At 38.4% G+C, this 16,656-nt stretch carries 15 protein-coding genes; 12 read left to right on the top strand and 3 right to left on the bottom strand.

Annotated features, from left to right (window positions below; translation table 11 throughout):
• Positions 1–5: 5 nt before the first annotated feature.
• The 4 genes from G0028_RS08405 to ppk1 all read left to right on the top strand — a co-directional run bounded on the left by G0028_RS08405 (position 6) and on the right by ppk1 (position 5,722).
• Positions 6–614, top strand: coding sequence for a Maf family protein (locus G0028_RS08405; RefSeq protein WP_180045405.1), 609 nt, complete (start codon positions 6–8; stop codon positions 612–614).
• 21 nt (positions 615–635) lie between these two features.
• Complete coding sequence (locus tag G0028_RS08400) at positions 636–1,493, top strand: hypothetical protein (protein WP_180045404.1); 858 nt, start codon at positions 636–638, stop codon at positions 1,491–1,493.
• A 512-nt stretch (positions 1,494–2,005) separates the two neighbouring features.
• Positions 2,006–3,451 carry an OmpP1/FadL family transporter gene (locus G0028_RS08395; protein ID WP_180045403.1) on the top strand — a complete coding sequence of 482 codons (1,446 nt, stop codon included), beginning with the start codon at positions 2,006–2,008 and terminating at the stop codon, positions 3,449–3,451.
• A 180-nt stretch (positions 3,452–3,631) separates the two neighbouring features.
• Entirely contained in the window at positions 3,632–5,722 is a 2,091-nt protein-coding gene (gene ppk1 / locus G0028_RS08390) for a polyphosphate kinase 1 (protein WP_180045402.1), read from the top strand.
• Between the two features lie 38 nt (positions 5,723–5,760).
• On the opposite strand, the gene mobR is transcribed toward ppk1, so the two are convergent.
• Positions 5,761–7,428: a phenol degradation transcriptional regulator MobR gene (gene mobR, locus G0028_RS08385; protein WP_130073754.1), complete on the bottom strand. Its 1,668-nt coding sequence runs from the start codon at positions 7,426–7,428 to the stop codon at positions 5,761–5,763.
• A 149-nt stretch (positions 7,429–7,577) separates the two neighbouring features.
• Between mobR and G0028_RS08380 the strand changes: the two genes are divergently transcribed.
• The 7 genes from G0028_RS08380 to G0028_RS08350 all read left to right on the top strand — a co-directional run bounded on the left by G0028_RS08380 (position 7,578) and on the right by G0028_RS08350 (position 13,227).
• Positions 7,578–7,997 carry a hypothetical protein gene (locus G0028_RS08380; protein WP_130073755.1) on the top strand — a complete coding sequence of 140 codons (420 nt, stop codon included), beginning with the start codon at positions 7,578–7,580 and terminating at the stop codon, positions 7,995–7,997.
• A 437-nt stretch (positions 7,998–8,434) separates the two neighbouring features.
• The gene (locus tag G0028_RS08375) at positions 8,435–8,725 is read left to right on the top strand and encodes a phenol hydroxylase subunit (protein WP_130073860.1); all 291 of its coding nucleotides are present in this window, start codon (positions 8,435–8,437) and stop codon (positions 8,723–8,725) included.
• A 94-nt stretch (positions 8,726–8,819) separates the two neighbouring features.
• Complete coding sequence (locus G0028_RS08370; RefSeq protein WP_180045401.1) at positions 8,820–9,821, top strand: aromatic/alkene monooxygenase hydroxylase subunit beta; 1,002 nt, start codon at positions 8,820–8,822, stop codon at positions 9,819–9,821.
• 11 nt (positions 9,822–9,832) lie between these two features.
• Positions 9,833–10,102, top strand: coding sequence for an MmoB/DmpM family protein (locus G0028_RS08365; RefSeq protein WP_180045400.1), 270 nt, complete (start codon positions 9,833–9,835; stop codon positions 10,100–10,102).
• 53 nt (positions 10,103–10,155) lie between these two features.
• Positions 10,156–11,700, top strand: coding sequence for an aromatic/alkene/methane monooxygenase hydroxylase/oxygenase subunit alpha (locus tag G0028_RS08360; protein ID WP_174492823.1), 1,545 nt, complete (start codon positions 10,156–10,158; stop codon positions 11,698–11,700).
• A gap of 90 nt (positions 11,701–11,790) precedes the next feature.
• Positions 11,791–12,153 carry a phenol hydroxylase subunit P4 gene (locus G0028_RS08355; RefSeq protein ID WP_130073759.1) on the top strand — a complete coding sequence of 121 codons (363 nt, stop codon included), beginning with the start codon at positions 11,791–11,793 and terminating at the stop codon, positions 12,151–12,153.
• Between the two features lie 12 nt (positions 12,154–12,165).
• Positions 12,166–13,227 (top strand): NADH:ubiquinone reductase (Na(+)-transporting) subunit F, encoded by a 1,062-nt coding sequence (locus G0028_RS08350; protein ID WP_180045399.1) that lies wholly within the window; start codon positions 12,166–12,168, stop codon positions 13,225–13,227.
• A 64-nt stretch (positions 13,228–13,291) separates the two neighbouring features.
• On the opposite strand, the gene G0028_RS08345 is transcribed toward G0028_RS08350, so the two are convergent.
• Positions 13,292–14,059, bottom strand: coding sequence for a phosphodiester glycosidase family protein (locus tag G0028_RS08345; protein WP_130073761.1), 768 nt, complete (start codon positions 14,057–14,059; stop codon positions 13,292–13,294).
• Between the two features lie 189 nt (positions 14,060–14,248).
• On the opposite strand from G0028_RS08345, the gene G0028_RS08340 reads away from it, so the two are divergent.
• On the top strand, positions 14,249–14,785 hold the full coding sequence (locus G0028_RS08340) for a lecithin retinol acyltransferase family protein (RefSeq protein ID WP_130073762.1): 537 nt from the start codon (positions 14,249–14,251) through the stop codon (positions 14,783–14,785).
• A 533-nt stretch (positions 14,786–15,318) separates the two neighbouring features.
• Here the strand turns inward: G0028_RS08340 and G0028_RS08335 are convergent.
• Complete coding sequence (locus G0028_RS08335; RefSeq protein WP_180045398.1) at positions 15,319–16,413, bottom strand: tetratricopeptide repeat protein; 1,095 nt, start codon at positions 16,411–16,413, stop codon at positions 15,319–15,321.
• Positions 16,414–16,656 lie beyond the last annotated feature (243 nt).

The raw sequence follows: 16,656 nt of genomic DNA, 5'->3' as shown, positions 1-16,656 counted from the left end.
TTTTTATGTCTGATTTTAAGCTACAACATGCCCAAATTATCTTGGCATCCTCAAGTCAAACACGACAAGACTTAATGAACCGTTTGCGACTTGAGTATCACTGTATCTCCCCTGAGATTGATGAATCACCGCGTGGTGAAATCCATGCCGATGATCTGGCAAAACGGCTTGCTTTTGAAAAAGCGCAAGTAATTGCCAAAGATCATCCGAACGCCATTGTCATTGGTTCTGACCAAGTCGCTTGGCGTGAGCATGCGCCACAGGATTTTATCGGTAAGCCTTTAACTGTAGAAAAAGCCATTCAACAACTGCAAGCAAATGCTGGTAAAAATGTCTATTTCAGTACAGCGCTCAGTGTGCAACATGCAGCATCAGGTTTTGAACAAACTTTGGTGGAACATTATCATGTCAAGTTTCGTGAATTAAGCCTTGCAGAAATTCAACGTTATATCGAAATAGACCAACCCTTGCATTGTGCAGGTAGCTTTAAGTGTGAAAGTTTGGGAATTTCGTTATTTGAACAGATGATTGGTCAAGATCAAACCACGTTGATGGGCATGCCCATGATTCAGTTATGTCGCATTTTAAGAAGTTTAGGACGCCATCTTCCCTAATTCAACAATAAGGACATTCATATGAAAAAATATATGCTGAGCGCAGTCTTGCTTTTAAGCGATCCGCAGTTGGTTATGGCTGAACCTAACATTGCAACGACGCATACGCAGCAACAGCTCAATATGGTAGATGATTGGCTCGCATATCAAAAATTTGCATCTCAAGCTACAAAAGTGAATGAGGAATATCAAAAAAAATTTGAAACCTCGAGCATTGATGATCTTGATGAACGCTATGCGCAAATGAAAATAGACGGTCAGCAACAAAATAAAATCTTAGTGAAAATGCTTGAAGCTTTACATCCACATACCCCAGAATTCATTGAAATTCAAAAATTATGGTTAGATGTACTACACAGTGAAATCAAGGCTGTAGATGACAAGCACAATACTGACGATAATGAAATAAGCACTAAACTAGAAAAAATCAGTGCATTAAACTCAAACCTTGAAGCACAAGTATTTCATTTTATTCAACAACAAAACCCACCTGAATATGTCACGGATTGGATTCATTACAAACAGCTTAAACGTGATATAGAACAGAAACGAAATGCTTTAAATCAATCCTTTAGCAGCCTATTTAAACAAGCAAATCAACAAAATAAAATTAAGTTACAACAACAATTTATTCAAAAAATTACACGTGAAAAATTAGAGATGTTACACGGCTTTAAAACCCATGTAGAGGAATTAAAGCACATCATCGATTTAGAAATTCAAGCCACTCAATCTGCCGAAAAAATGAACTTAAACGCAGTTTTGAATGCAAGTCTAAATATAGATGAAATGAATGATGTTGGTGAAATTTCAGAACAAATCGAAAAACAGGAACATCTGTTTGCATCTAAAATCGTAGACTATGTGCGCAGTCTTTGATGGTGATATACACGTTCATGATGACTTTACGAATTTATTTGCAATCTCGCTATCACCAGATAAAACTTAAGGCTACATTTTAATGTATACAAAATATTAAGATTAGATCACTTAAATCAACTTTACATGTAGCGATCGAACATGACGGAGTGATCAACTCCAATCGCCTATTTTCATCCCGCGCATGTATGCTCAGTTTTTTCATCGTGCGAGAAAAGGCTTCTTTTTTAAAAAATTAATAAAAGAATAGAAGTAAGTCAATGTTTTTTAGAATAATTACTCTACCAATTTTTAAACAAATAAAATTTATTCTGCATTCAAATCGTTGAACACAAGCTATTGATTCATTTTTAGTTTATATACTTTTTACGAGAAATGATGCATTTTGGTTATTTTATGAGAATTGTCCAACATATTTCATTATGTTACAACGCCTGCTGTTTTTAGAGTAATTAATCTGTTTTTGGATGATTTACTCATTTGTTAATGATAATTCTTGGATGAAAAACCACATGCGTATGCAACCTAAATTCATCACTGTCGCGCTTGCGCTGATCAGTGCAGGTTCAGTCTCCCCTACATTTGCACAAGGTTATGGTGTAAATGAACAAAGTATTTCTGCAATGGGCTCAGCTTATGCAGGACGTGGAGCGCATGTACAAGATGCTTCGATTCTTTACGGTAACCCTGCCGGCATCACTCAATTAGAACATGCAGAAATCAGCCAAAATGTGACTTTTGTAAAAGCCTATTCAGATATTAAAAATTCACAAGGTTCAGGTTTAGCACAAAATGGTACTCATGAGGGTGACTTTGTGCCTGAAGTTGTTTTAGGTTCAAGTTATGCATCTGTTCCTTTAAATCATTTGGTGGATGGTTTATCTGCAGGGATTGGGCTTTATGTCCCTTATGGGATCTCAAGTAATTATGAATCTAGCTTTCAAGGTTCTGTCTTTGGGGACAAAACTAAAGTTAAAGTCGTAAGCTTACAACCCACTGTTGCTTATGAAATTAACCCCAAAGTATCGGTTGGTGTCGGTGCAACCATTAACCGTATGGATGGTGAAATTAACCAAAGTTTGACAGGTGCAAGTGATCGCACAGGTCTCAAAGGGGAAGATTTCGCGGGTGGCTATAATGTGGGTGTTTTGCTCCGTCCGACCGACAAAACACATGTAGGCTTAACGTATCATTCTAAAGTCGAATTTAAACTCAAAGATACTGCTTATATTCAAGATTTAAATCCTTTAGCTTTATTGGCAAATCCTCAAGCTGCGGCATTGTTGAGCCAAAAAGGCATTGATCTGTCTAAATTACCTGCGCTAAATAACTTAAATATGACCTCATATGATGCCTCACTCAAAGTAACAACGCCTGAAAGTACTGAATTGTCCGTGTCTTATCAAGCAACACCTAATTTAAATCTATTAGCAAGTGCAACATGGACACGTTGGAGCCGTTTAGGGACATTAAGCCCTGAAACAGGTTTTAGTGCCGATTTATTATTAGCACAAAATAGCCAATTGGCGGGATTATTGGGACAAATGGCGGCATCAGGTAAATTAAGCCCACAAGAAATTGCAGGTATTAAGCAAATGGTCAATGCCCAATTAAGTGGTCAACATGATGAAGCGTTAAAGTTCAAAGACAACTGGATGTTTAATGTGGGTACTGAATACACGCTCAATCCGCAGTGGAAACTACGTGCAGGTTATGCCTACGACCAAACACCTGTAGATACAGCACATCGTACTGTACGTTTACCTTTAGGTAATCGTCATTTAATCAGTGTGGGTGCAACCTACAATGCCACAGCAAATACATCAATTGATGCAGGCTATATGTACATCTTTGAAAATACAGCACGTGTGCATCAAGAAAAAGCGACTGCTAGCTATTCAGCAGAATATCAAAATAAAGCACATACTGTTGGTTTACAAATAAATCACCGTTTCTAATAAAATAGTCTGCAAGCCTAATTTATTGCACTTTTCACCATTGTACAGGTAGGTTTTTATGCCTTATCTGTACAATTTTAAACCAAATAATAAAATATTTTTTTATATTGAATAATGTAACATAACTGTCATATATTAATCTTAGTATGCCAAGCAAGCTCACCTAGACATTGATACAAGATGACGCAGATCATGCCTACTTTAGAAAATTTTCAACATAGTTCAGACACTTATATTAATCGTGAAATTTCTCTATTAGCGTTCCATAAACGTGTTCTAGCACAAGCCAAAGATGAAAATCATCCCCTACTTGAGCGCTTAAATTTCCTGATTATTTTTTCACGTAATTTAGATGAATTTTTTGAAATTCGAGTAGCGGGTTTAATTAAACAACTCGACATGAACAATATTACCACTTCACCTGACGGCATTCCAAATGAAGTCATTATTCAACAAATTTCAGACATTGCCCATCAAGCTTTAGAAGAACAATATAAAATTTTAAATGATGACTTATTGCCTCAACTACAAGGATTTGGTATTCGTTACATTCAGTTTGCAGATATTTTAGAAAAACACAAAGCATGGATTAAAGATTATTTCTTTAAACAAGTACAACCTGTCGTTACCCCCATCAGTCTTGATCCTGCACATCCATTCCCTAGACTGGTCAATAAAAGCTTGAACTTTATCGTTACACTTGAAGGTAAAGATGCATTTGGTCGTCAGATTGAGCTTGCCATTGTACCTGCACCTCGTTCATTGCCTCGTTTGGTCAAATTACCCACTGAGTTGACAGGCGGCGAGGAACATCACATTTTATTATCGGCAATTATTCAGCAACACATCAATGATCTATTCCCTGGCATGGTGGCAACAGGTTGTTATCAATTTCGTGTCACACGTAATGCCGATTTAACCTTAGCGGAAGATATTGATGATTTGGCTGTGGCGTTGAAAGATGAGTTATCTTCTCGTCGTTTTGGTCGTGCAGTCCGTTTAGAAGTCACAAAAAATTGTCCAGATCACATTAGTCATTATTTGCTTGAACAGTTTGACCTTGATCCAATGTATTTATATCAAGTCGATGGTCCTGTGAACTTGGCGCGTTTAGTGACGAATTTTGATATTCCTGAATTACGTTTCAAGCCTTATCAAGCTGTGATTCCCAAAGCCCTGCGCAATGCGCCACAGATTTTTGAAGTCTTGAGCAAACGCGATATTTTACTGCATCATCCCTTTGATTCTTTTGCACCTGTCATCAATTTATTAAGAGAAGCAGCCAAAGATCCCAATGTATTGGCCATTAAGCAAACATTGTATCGTAGTGGTCCTGACTCAGAAATTGTACAAGTTTTGGCAGAAGCAGCACGTAATGGTAAAGAAGTCACGGCAATCATCGAGTTACGGGCACGTTTTGATGAAGAATCCAATATTACTGTAGCCAATATTTTACAAGAAGCAGGTGCGGTGGTGGTATATGGCATTGTGGGTTATAAAACCCATGCCAAAATGATTTTGGTGGTGCGCCGTGAAGCAGATAAACTTAAACGCTATGTGCATTTAGGAACAGGCAATTACCATGCTGGCAATGCTAAAATGTACACTGACTATGGTTTAATGACCACCGATGCAGATATTTGTGAAGATGTGCATAAAATTTTCCAAGAGCTCACAGGCATGGGACGCATGGCAAAATCACAAAAACTATTTCATGCGCCCTTCACTTTACATACACAACTTTTAAATCTGATTGAACAAGAAATACAACATGCCCAAATGGGCTTAGCCGCACGTATTATCATTAAAGTCAATGCATTGACTGAACCACAATTAATCACAGCCTTGTATCGAGCTTCACAGGCAGGCGTCAAAGTCGATTTAATTATTCGTTCAATCTGCTGTTTACGCCCACAAGTCCAAGGACTATCGGAAAATATCACGGTACGTTCCATCGTTGGACGCTTCCTTGAGCATACTCGTGTCTATTATTTCCAAAATAATGACAATGCAAAATTATATTGCGGCAGTGCGGACTGGATGGGACGTAATTTATTTTCTCGTGTCGAAACCTGCTTCCCGATTGAAGATAAAAAGTTACGCAAACAAATTATTGAAGATGGTTTACTCAACTATTTAAAAGACAATGTTCGTGCATGGGAGCTTGATGGCAATGCACAATGGACTGCTTTAAAACCTAATAATGGAGAAGCTGCTTTTATTGCTCAACAATATCTAATGGAGCAACGGGTGATTAAAACCATTGCTTAAGGCATGATGATTTAAAGTCTGAAAATGGTTTGAGTGCATCAAACCATTTTCTTTAAACGATAATCTAAAGTTGCTCGGCTAATGCCTAAAACACGTGCCGCTTCTGAGACATTTTGCTTACAGCGATGCATCGCCGTTAAAATAATATCTTGTTCATATTGATCCAAAGAAAAACCCTCTGCCAATAAATCATCCAAAGCAGTTTTGACAGGCGCTTGCTCTCGTGTAGATTCATCTAATTGTGGAAATAAACTGCTTAATTTAATTTCTTGTTGATGATCGGTCAGTAGCGTTGCCCTTTCCAATAAATTTTCTAACTCTCGAATATTGCCCGGCCAATCATATTTCATCACAAAGCTATAAGCTTTGTCCGAGAGCCCTTTTAAAGTTTTACTGTATAAACTTTCAAAACGCTGAATAAAATAGTCAATTAATAACGGAATATCTTCACGGCGCTCACGCAATGCAGGAATACGTACAGGAAAAATATTTAAACGATAATATAAATCGGCACGAAAACGCCCATCTTTCACCGCTTGTTCTAAATCTTCATTGGTTGCTGCTACAATGCGAACATCAACTTTACGGGTTTGTTGATCACCTACCCGTTCAAACTCACCTTCTTGTAACATTCTAAGTAATGCAGCTTGCGCTCTTGCTGACAGCTCAATCACTTCATCCAAAAAAATTGTGCCGCCGTGAGCACGTTCGAATTTTCCTATTCGGGTTTGTGAAGCTCCCGTAAAAGCCCCTTTTTCTACACCAAATAGTTCAGCTTCAATCAAGTCTGGTGGAATACAAGCACAGTTTACCGCGACAAAAGGCTCATGTCGTCTTTGGCTGCCTTCGTGCACACCCCGTGCAAAGGCTTCTTTACCCACTCCAGTTTCACCCTGAAGTAAAATTGCGACTTTACTGCCTGCGGCTTTCTTCAATAAATCACAAACTTTGCGATAGGCTGCTGATTCACCAACTGCTTTAAACATAGTGTAGTCTGACTCAGCATCGGTATAGATCTTTTGCTTGAGTGCATTTAGTTCTGCTTGTAGGGCAATAATTTCATCAGAAACAGGGTCAGGTGACATAAATTGAATGAGTTCATCAGCATTTTCCCATTCATGCAAGGGCTTACCAATAATACGACAGCATTCATCACCCTGCGCAACACAATGGGTTTCCTGATAAATAATCGTTTGCCCCATCACCAAACTGGTATAACCACAAGCATAACCCAACAACATCCAACATGATGGTTCTTCTGCTAAACCAAACTCGCTTAAATGCACCTCCGCTTCAAACGAATTTAACCAATTAAAATCGGCATAAAACTGTTTTAAATCGTGGCTTAAATTCAGTTGATTGACCTCAACATGCACCATGCCACGAATTCCATGCATTTGTGGCCCTGCCATAAAGGCTTCTATTTCATTTAAATTTGGACGTAATTTAGATGTAACCTCCGCATCACGCATACCTGCTTGATAACCACAACGAATAAAAAATCGCTTGGTACGCTCCCAACCCAACATTTCATATAAATCTTTACGCAGATAACCCATCATGTTGGTGTGCATCAGTAACATGCGGTTTTCATCAAACCAAATCTGACCGTTTTCTATATCAAAATGTATGGTGTCGAGTAAATCCTGTATTTCTTTACTTTGTTCAAAATATTGCTGATAAAATTTCTCATCTTTCGGTCGCATGGCATCCCATTCCTTGGTCAATGTCCACCTATCATGATACTAGTTTTAAAGCATATAAATGTATCACTTTAGAAGCATATCAATATACCTTTTGAGTATGTATTCATATTTTGCGATAATCACTCATAACAATAAGGTGGACAAAAACAATGAATTTATTTTTAGATTGCGAATTTAATGGCTTTGGTGGCGAACTCATTTCAATGGCTTTAATTGATGAGCAAGGACAATATTTTTATGAAGTTTTACACTGTGCTCAGCCTGTCGCATGGGTACAACAACATGTCTTACCCATTACCCAAAAAGTGGCCATTTCACTGCAAGAATTTCAAAATCATTTGCATCATTTTTTATTACAATATGATCAAATTCACATCATTGCAGATTGGCCAGAAGACTTAGCATTGTTTAGCCGTAGCCTGCTTTTAGGGCCTGGACAATGTATGATAACTCCTCCACTCAGCATGCAATTGTGGTTAGATCAACGCGCGACCTCTATTTTATCTACACAACCGCATAATGCTTTAGCCGATGCGCAAGCCTTACAACAAGCCTATCTTTCCTTATAAATGTTGAGCTATATGTGCAAACATATCATTTAAAATTAATCACTTCATGATTATTTAGTAGATCTCGTACAGTGGATCGAGCTCAAGCCATCCGCACAATATTTTCCGCCCTAACATCTGCATTCGCTATATCTGTTTCAAGTCTTCAAGCCATTAGCATCTTCTGCAAGTCTATTCCAACTTTTCATTTAGGATGTGATTAAACGCTTTATTCAAATCATTTTCAGAATTTCATCAAATCATTAAAACCCCACACAACTCATTTCATGAAATGATGAATTTATCTTGATTAAAACACTCAAGTTTTAAAATTAAAAATATAAATAATTGAAATATATAAAAATACAAAAGTTGGCACAGTTCTTGGAATATATATCACAAATGCAGAATTGCACCACTGAAATGATTTCAGTGAAAAAGATAAAAGGATGATCATGATGAATCAAACCCCTCAACTTCAGGATCAACTCACCAAATACATTCGTGTTACAGGTGACCGCAATGCCAAATTTGTTGAATTTGACTTTGCCATTCAAGACCCGACGCTTTTTGTCGAATTGGTTTTACCGCAACAGGCATTTCAACATTTTTGTGAAATTAACCAAGTGGTTGAAATGACGGAAGCACAAAAAGCATGGAATGACGCCCAAGAAGACAAGTGGCGTTATGGCGAAGAATCCGATGTGTTAAATCCGATTGCGCAACACGCACTGAAGCAAGACCAATAAGCCATTTTCGACTTCGAAAATTCAGTTTCAAAAAAATTTAAGCCGTAATGATGCAGATCAAGAAGATCTGAGTTTTATCTATAAGGAGATCACGATGACTTTAGAAATTAAAACGTCCAATGTCGCGCCAATTCGCCAAACTTATGCGTATATCGAACGCCGTTTTGGTCATAAGCCTGCGACACGTTATCAAGAAGTCAGCTTTGATATTCAAGGTGCAGCCAACTTCCATTATCGTCCTTTATGGAATCCGTCAAAAACCTTAAATGACCCAAGCTATACCGCGCTACACATGCAAGACTGGTATGTATTTAAAGACCCACGCCAATTTTATTATGGCGCTTATGTACAACACCGTGCGCGTTTACAGGATGTGGCTGAAAGCAATTATGCATTCTTTGAAAAGCGTCATTTGGTGGAAAATATCAGTGATGAAATCAAAGAAAAAATCATCACTTGTCTATTGCCTTTCCGCTACGTTGAACAAACGGCAAATCTGCACATGATGTCAGGCAGTGCCTATGGTTATGGCACAGTGATTACCCAAGCCTGTATGTTTGCAGCCATGGATCGCCTTGGTATGGCACAGTACATTTCCCGTATTGGTCTATTGCTAGATGGCAATACAGGTGAGTCTTTGCAACAAGCAAAAAATGCTTGGATGAATGATGCCGCTTGGCAACCCCTCCGTAAACTGTGTGAACTCAGCCTGACTGAACAAGACTGGTTCAAACTGTTTGTGCTGCAAAACCTATTGATTGATAGCTTAATGCAAAGTCTGGTTTACGGACAATTCGACCAACTCTTGGTTAAAAATGGCGCGCGTGATGTGGCAATGCTGACTGAGTTTATGCAGGACTGTTTAAGCGATTTACGTAAATGGTCAGACCCTGTATTCAAACTGGCAATTGCTGAATCAGAAGAAAACAAAGCTCTGATCCAAAATTGGGTTACTGAACTGTTACCACAAGTCCAAGAAGCTTTCAGCGCATGGGCAACTTTAGCCTTTAATGATGCCGAAATCGAACAAGGACTGGCTGTAATTGCTGAACGCAGTAAAAAAGCGGGTTTAGCTGACATTTTCAATCTTGCATAAGGAATTGCACCATGACATCAAAAGTTTATTTAGCACTACAAGACAACGATACTTCACGCTACATCATTGAAGCGATTGAACAAGATAACCCTGAGGCAACAATTCAGTACCTCCCTGCCATGATTCGTGTGGAAAGCGTCAGTGAATTGGTGATTCGTGCCGAAACTGTTTCTGAAAAACTCGGACAGGACTGGGACATTCAGGAATTACAACTCAACATGATCACATTGGGTGGCAACGTCGATGAAGATGATGACACCTTTACACTGAAATGGAATTAAGAATTTAGGCAGCCATACGCCACTGAATTTCGCTATTGAACAGGATGATCAACATGAATACTGATGTTAAAAATACTAAAACTGCTGCAAAAACAGCAACAAAAAAACTGAATGCCAAAGACCGCTATCGCATGCTAACCCGTGATCTGGACTGGGATTTTTCCTATGCAGACCGTAAAGATGCTTTTCCTTATGAAGAATTTGAAGGCATTAAGATCACCGATTGGTCAAAGTGGGAAGACCCTTTCCGTTTAACCATGGATTCTTACTGGAAATACCAAGCGGAAAAAGAGAAAAAACTGTATGCCATTTTTGATGCCTTCGCACAAAATAATGGGCAATTGAACGTTTCCAATGAACGTTATTTAAATGCGATTAAACTATTTTTAACTGCTGTAACACCGCTCGAATATCAAGCTTATCAAGGCTATGCACATGTAGGTCGTCAATTTAGCGGCATTGGTGCACGTATTGCCTCACAAATGCAATCGATTGATGAACTGCGCCACGTACAAACCCAAATCCATGCGATGAGCCATTACAACAAGTTCTTTGATGGCTTCCAAGATTGGGCACATATGCATGACCGTGTTTGGTATTTATCTGTACCAAAATCATTCTTTGAAGATGCACGTTCAGCAGGGCCATTTGAATTTTTATTGGCAATCAGCTTTGCCTTTGAATATGTCCTGACTAACTTATTGTTCGTTCCTTTCATGTCGGGAGCAGCTTACAACGGCGATATGGCAACCGTGACTTTCGGTTTCTCTGCACAGTCAGATGAAGCACGTCACATGACGCTTGGTTTGGAAATTGTCAAATTCTTACTTGAACAACATGAAGACAACGTACCAATCGTACAGGAATGGATTGATAAATGGTTCTGGCGTGGTACGCGTTTACTTTCAATTGTCGGCATGATGATGGACTATATGCTGCCAAACAAAGTGATGTCGTGGAAAGAAGCTTGGGAAACTTATTTTGAAGAAGCAGGCGGTGCATTGTTCAAGGACTTGAGTCGTTACGGTATCCGCATGCCGAAATACTCAGAAGTCATTGAAAAAGAGAAAGAACACGTTTCACATCAAGCGTGGTGGATTTTCTATAACTTCGGACATGCAGCAGGTTTCCATACTTGGATTCCAACCGATGAAGAAATGGATTGGCTTTCTGAAAAATACCCTGACACATTTGACAAATACTATCGTCCAAAATGGGAATTGGCACGCAAAATGGAAGCCGAAGGCAAACGCTTCTATAGCGATGGCTTACCACAACTGTGTCAAATCTGTCAGGTTCCAATGACCTTTACCGAAATGGATGGCGACCCAACCATGTTCAGCTATCGTGATTCGATCTATAAAGGCGAGCGTTATCACACCTGTTCAGATGGCTGTCATGACATTTTTGAACGTGAACCTGAGAAATATATTCAGGCATGGTTACCTGTCAACCAAATTCTACAAGGCAACTGTGGTGGTCCTGACTTAGAAAGCATATTACGTGACTACTACAACTTTAATGTTGGTGCAGACAACTTGGATATCGAAGGCTCGCCTGACCAAGAACGTTGGAAAAAATGGAAAGGCGCTGTTTAACACAGCCCATTTTTAGACAAGATCATTCCATTCACATTGCCAAATCAAGTGTTGGAATGATCTTTCCCCAAGGAATTTAGGAGTATTCTCATGCCAGTACAAGCCATTCAAGCCAACTACGAATTTGAAGCACGCGATCAGCAAAAAAATTATGGCGATAATATTTTAATTTATGTGGGTTGGGATCATCACACTCTGTTTTGTGCCGCACATGCCCTGCTTGTGTCGCCAAAACAAACTTTAAAAGACTTGATTGATCAACAAATTACAGGCGGTTTTCATCAACATCCTGAGTTTGAACAAATTGATTGGGCAAATGTGCAATTCACCTTAAACCGTCAACGCATTGCCAATGATTTTTCTAAAACTTTAGAAGAATTGGGCTTTGACCATAAATCACTTCTACGCTTCGTGACGCCAAATCTCAATGGCTATAACGGCAGTCATGTTTAAAGGAGCACGTGTATGACTTATCAAGTGACCATTGAACCGATTGGCATGACCATTGAGGTAGAGGAAGATCAAACCATTTTAGATGCAGCTTTACGTCAAGGTGTCTGGCTGCCTTTTGCTTGCGGACACGGTACTTGCGGAACCTGTAAAGTACAAGTGACGGATGGTTTCTTTGATATTGGTGAAGCCTCTCTTTTTGCACTGATGGACATTGAGCGTGAGGAAAATAAGGTTTTGGCATGTTGCTGCAAACCTGAGTCTGACATGGTGATTGAGGCAGATGTCGATGAAGATGACGATTTCTTAGGCTATTTGGTGGAAGACTACCAAGCCAAAGTCATCGAAATTAAAGACCTTTCGCCAACCATTAAAGGCATCCGTTTGGAAATTGACCGTCCTATGCAATTTCAGGCAGGTCAATACGTCAATATTCAATTGCCTGATATTGAAGGCACACGTGCATTTTCGATTGCCAATTCACCCAATGAAGAAGGCATCATCGAGCTGCATATCCGCAAAGTTGCAGGCGGTGCAGCAACCACTTATGTGCATGACAATCTGCAAGAAGGTGATGAAATTGATCTTTCAGGTCCTTATGGTCAATTCTTTGTGCGTAAATCGGATGATCGTGGTGTAATTTTCATTGCAGGTGGTTCAGGTCTGTCGAGTCCGCAATCCATGATTCTAGATTTACTCGAATCTGGTGATGAACGCATTATTTACCTGTTCCAAGGTGCACGTGATGTTGCTGAGCTATATAACCGTGAAATTTTTGAAAATTTAATGAAAGAATATTCAAATTTCCGTTATATCCCTGCTTTAAATGCGCCTAAAGATGAAGACCAATGGACAGGTTTTACAGGTTTTGTGCATGAAGCTGTTGCTGATTATTTTGAAAATAAATGCAGTGGACATAAAGCCTATTTATGTGGTCCACCGCCCATGATTGATGCGGCAATTTCCACCCTGATGCAAAGCCGTTTATTTGAAAAAGACATTCATACCGAGCGTTTTTTAAGTGCGGCGGATGGTGCCAATGAGCAATCACGTTCAGCATTGTTTAAGCATATTTAATTCATGATGATCAGTTAAAAAACGAACGGCGAAGTTTCATTCATGAGACTTCGCTATTTTTTATTCATTTTTGACAATCCTGCTGCTCTACAAACCCAACGATAGGCCCTAAATTAAAACGATGATCACTACGTCCGACTTGGGGAATATACGCACTTGATACTGAACCATCTAAATACAATGCCTGATCAATATTTAAATCATGTTTAAAAATCTGTGCAAAATCATAAAAATTAATACGCTCGCGGCTAATCACAAAATAAAGCTGATTATTTTTGATACCCACACCATTTCTAATTTTTAAAGAGTCTGATTGTGGTAAAAATTGACGGTTAATTTGACCTTCAATCACCAACATAGGCCCCGATTGCGTTGCATATTCAGCTTGAAAGTGAGATTGTGCATATTTTTGTGTGGTTTGAATGCTGGCCTGCTTTTTATTCCAAGCTAAAACGCCATTCGGTTGCATTAAAAAATTACCAAATCCTTGGGTTTGAGTGTTCAGTGCAGAAAATTGTTTTGACTTTTCAATATATAAACCTACAGCAGAATAGTCTGAATGGTACATCCCTGCATTCATCGCGAAACTTAACAACTGACATTGCGGTAAATCTTTCGCCACGGCTTTAATCTTATTATAAGGCTGTTGTTTTGCATTATTTAAAAATAATTGAAGCTGCTCCAACTGCGAAATACGTACAACATCAGCAATAATCTGATGATTTTTTTCAATTTTAATATATTCAGTTGTGGCTTGAACATGGGTAGTCGACAGTGAAAATAGCGCAAAAATTGCTAAAATACCACGTTCAGCCTGAGTTAAAATTTTCATGTTTAGACCAATTTTCAGTTCGATTAATCATATTGATTGACAGTATAAATCCCTATGTTTGAATTGTTGAAATATAAATGTTTACTTAAATTTTGCGATAGACTCTACTTTTTTAGGCAGGCTTCGCTATAATGGGATTTACCTTTCAATAAAATACGGTTGTATACTTTTATTGGAATACAGTGAACTATGCAGATAAAACGTTTCGTCCGATATCCTATTGGTGCTCACCTGATTGTCAAACATTTTGGTTATAGCCATCATGGCATTTATGCTGGCAAAGGCCGTGTTATTCATTATTCGGGTTTTGCCCATTTTTTTAAAAAGCGTCCTATTGAAGTTACAACACTTGCGAGATTTGCACGCAATAAAAAAATTATTATTCGTTTATACGAGCAACCCAAATTTAGAGGTCGTCATGTGGTGCGCCGTATGCGCAGCCGTATGCATGAAAATAACTACCATTTGATTGTGAATAACTGTGAACATCTATGTAGTTGGGCAATCACTGGAGTAGAAAGCAGTCCGCAAGTGGTAAAAATGATGCATCGCCTAACCACCATTGGTTATGTCAGCTCGATCATGACTTATATGAATGGATTATTTCTTACAATTGCAACAACTTGTTTTGCTTTGGTTTTATATATCAAAATGAAGCTGCGTGAACGCGCAAAAATGGATTTAGCCACTTATTTGTCTTTACGAGAACAGCAGCCGAAAAAGTAGCTTGCACATATTCAGTACAGTCTTTTTCGGCATAAAGACAAAATAAATAATAGCAGCTCATAAATCATCAAAATGACGGCGAATTGAGATAATACAATCATTTCTCCTGATTGACTCGATGAGCAATGCATTGCTGTGAAGCACTTAAAAACCAACGTATATATGGTCGTTATTGTAAAATAACCCAGGATCAAGCTCAAAACTAAACTCAAGGCACTGATCCATTCTGTGGGGAATCTCAGCCAATTTTTGAGCTGTTGAAGTAATCTGTAAAATGCCCATGATAGTCCAAGTAAGCCCATCAGGGTCAAGGCATAAACTAAAAACACAACAGCATCATTCATAGGCAGTTTTCCAACTAAAATATTATCCATTTACATACATGCACACTTCATCATTAATTTAGATGAAAATATATGTCCAGCAGGTTTTACTGTAGACTCGAATGCAATCTATGCAATAATGCCTGATCTAAAATTTGTACCTAAAGTAAAATACTCATCGAGTACTTAAAAACAAATATCGCAATCACTTCATTCTTTAAACGCTGAGGCAGTGGCTTCTGCTGCTTTTTGATACCAATATTGCGCCTTAACGCTTTGTTGACTATCTTCTTTTTTATTTTCATATAATAAACCTAATCCCTTCATCGCTTCAATTGATCCTAAATCTGCGGCTTTTTCTAAAAGTGGAATGATTTCATTGTTTCTTGACGCAAAAACTTTAGGGTGAGCTTCATACAGACTGGCAAGATTGTACATCGCCTTAATATTATTCAGTTTTACTGCCTTTTTTAACCATTCTTCTGCCAAATATAGTCCCTTTGGCTGACGATCACTTTGTTCTTGTACAATCAGCGCAAATCCAACCATTCCTTCGCTCACATCCAATTCAGCAGCTTTTAAATAATAATACTGAGCTTGCTGAATATCCTGCTGTACCCCAAGCCCATAAAAATATGAACTCCCCAAACTAAAATAAGCTTCTGGCACATTTTTATTTGCTGCCAACTGCCAAAGCTCTATGGCGCGGTTCAAATCTACTTCTACACCTAACCCCTTGGCGTAAGCAGTTCCTAAGTTGAATTGGGCATAAGCATCTCCGAGCTGAGCATAATATTTTAACCACTCAATTGCTTTAGGATACTCATCCGATTGCTGCTGAGCCAAAATCAAACGGCTTGCTTCTTTCTGAGCAGTTGCATCACCCTGTACAGCAGCTTTTAAACACCAATACAATGCTAAATTTGGATTTTTTTCTACACCTTTGCCTTCATCATAAAGCATACATAAGTGGCTTTGCGCTAATGTTTCACCTAACTCCGCTGCTTTTTGAATATTCACAAAAGCTTTATGGATGTCTTTTATTTTAAACTCATCATTGTAATACAAAATACCTATACTCAAATAAGCACCTGCATCATTCTGATTTGCAGCTTTTGTATACCATTGCAATGCTTGATTTATGTCTTGATCAACTCTTATACCATTTTGATAAAACAAACCAAGATTATATTGAGCATCTTTATTGCCTGATTTTGCAGCCTGCATGATTTCAGTCACTTCTTCTGCTGTAACCGCCTGTAGCTCATTATTAACTATGGCAAATGTTGAAGTTGTACAAATCATAAGAATGAATGAAGCTAAGCACCTGTTTGAAATCATTTTAATCATTATATTTTAATCTAAGCGAATTTTAAGTTTATCGTTTGCACATGGAATTTTCCATATTTGTGCTCTAATACCATTCTATAAAAATAAAATAATATAAGTTCTAAATTTAGCACAGCCCCATTTATATTGAAAAATTTTGATTATTTTGCGTAGGCGATGCCTCACTTTTGAAGGATGAGGAATATATTCCGCAAGGTA

Origin of the sequence: Acinetobacter piscicola (assembly GCF_015218165.1) — a bacterium.
Lineage (GTDB): Bacteria > Pseudomonadota > Gammaproteobacteria > Pseudomonadales > Moraxellaceae > Acinetobacter > Acinetobacter piscicola_A.
This window is presented reverse-complemented; position numbering and strand designations above follow the sequence as displayed.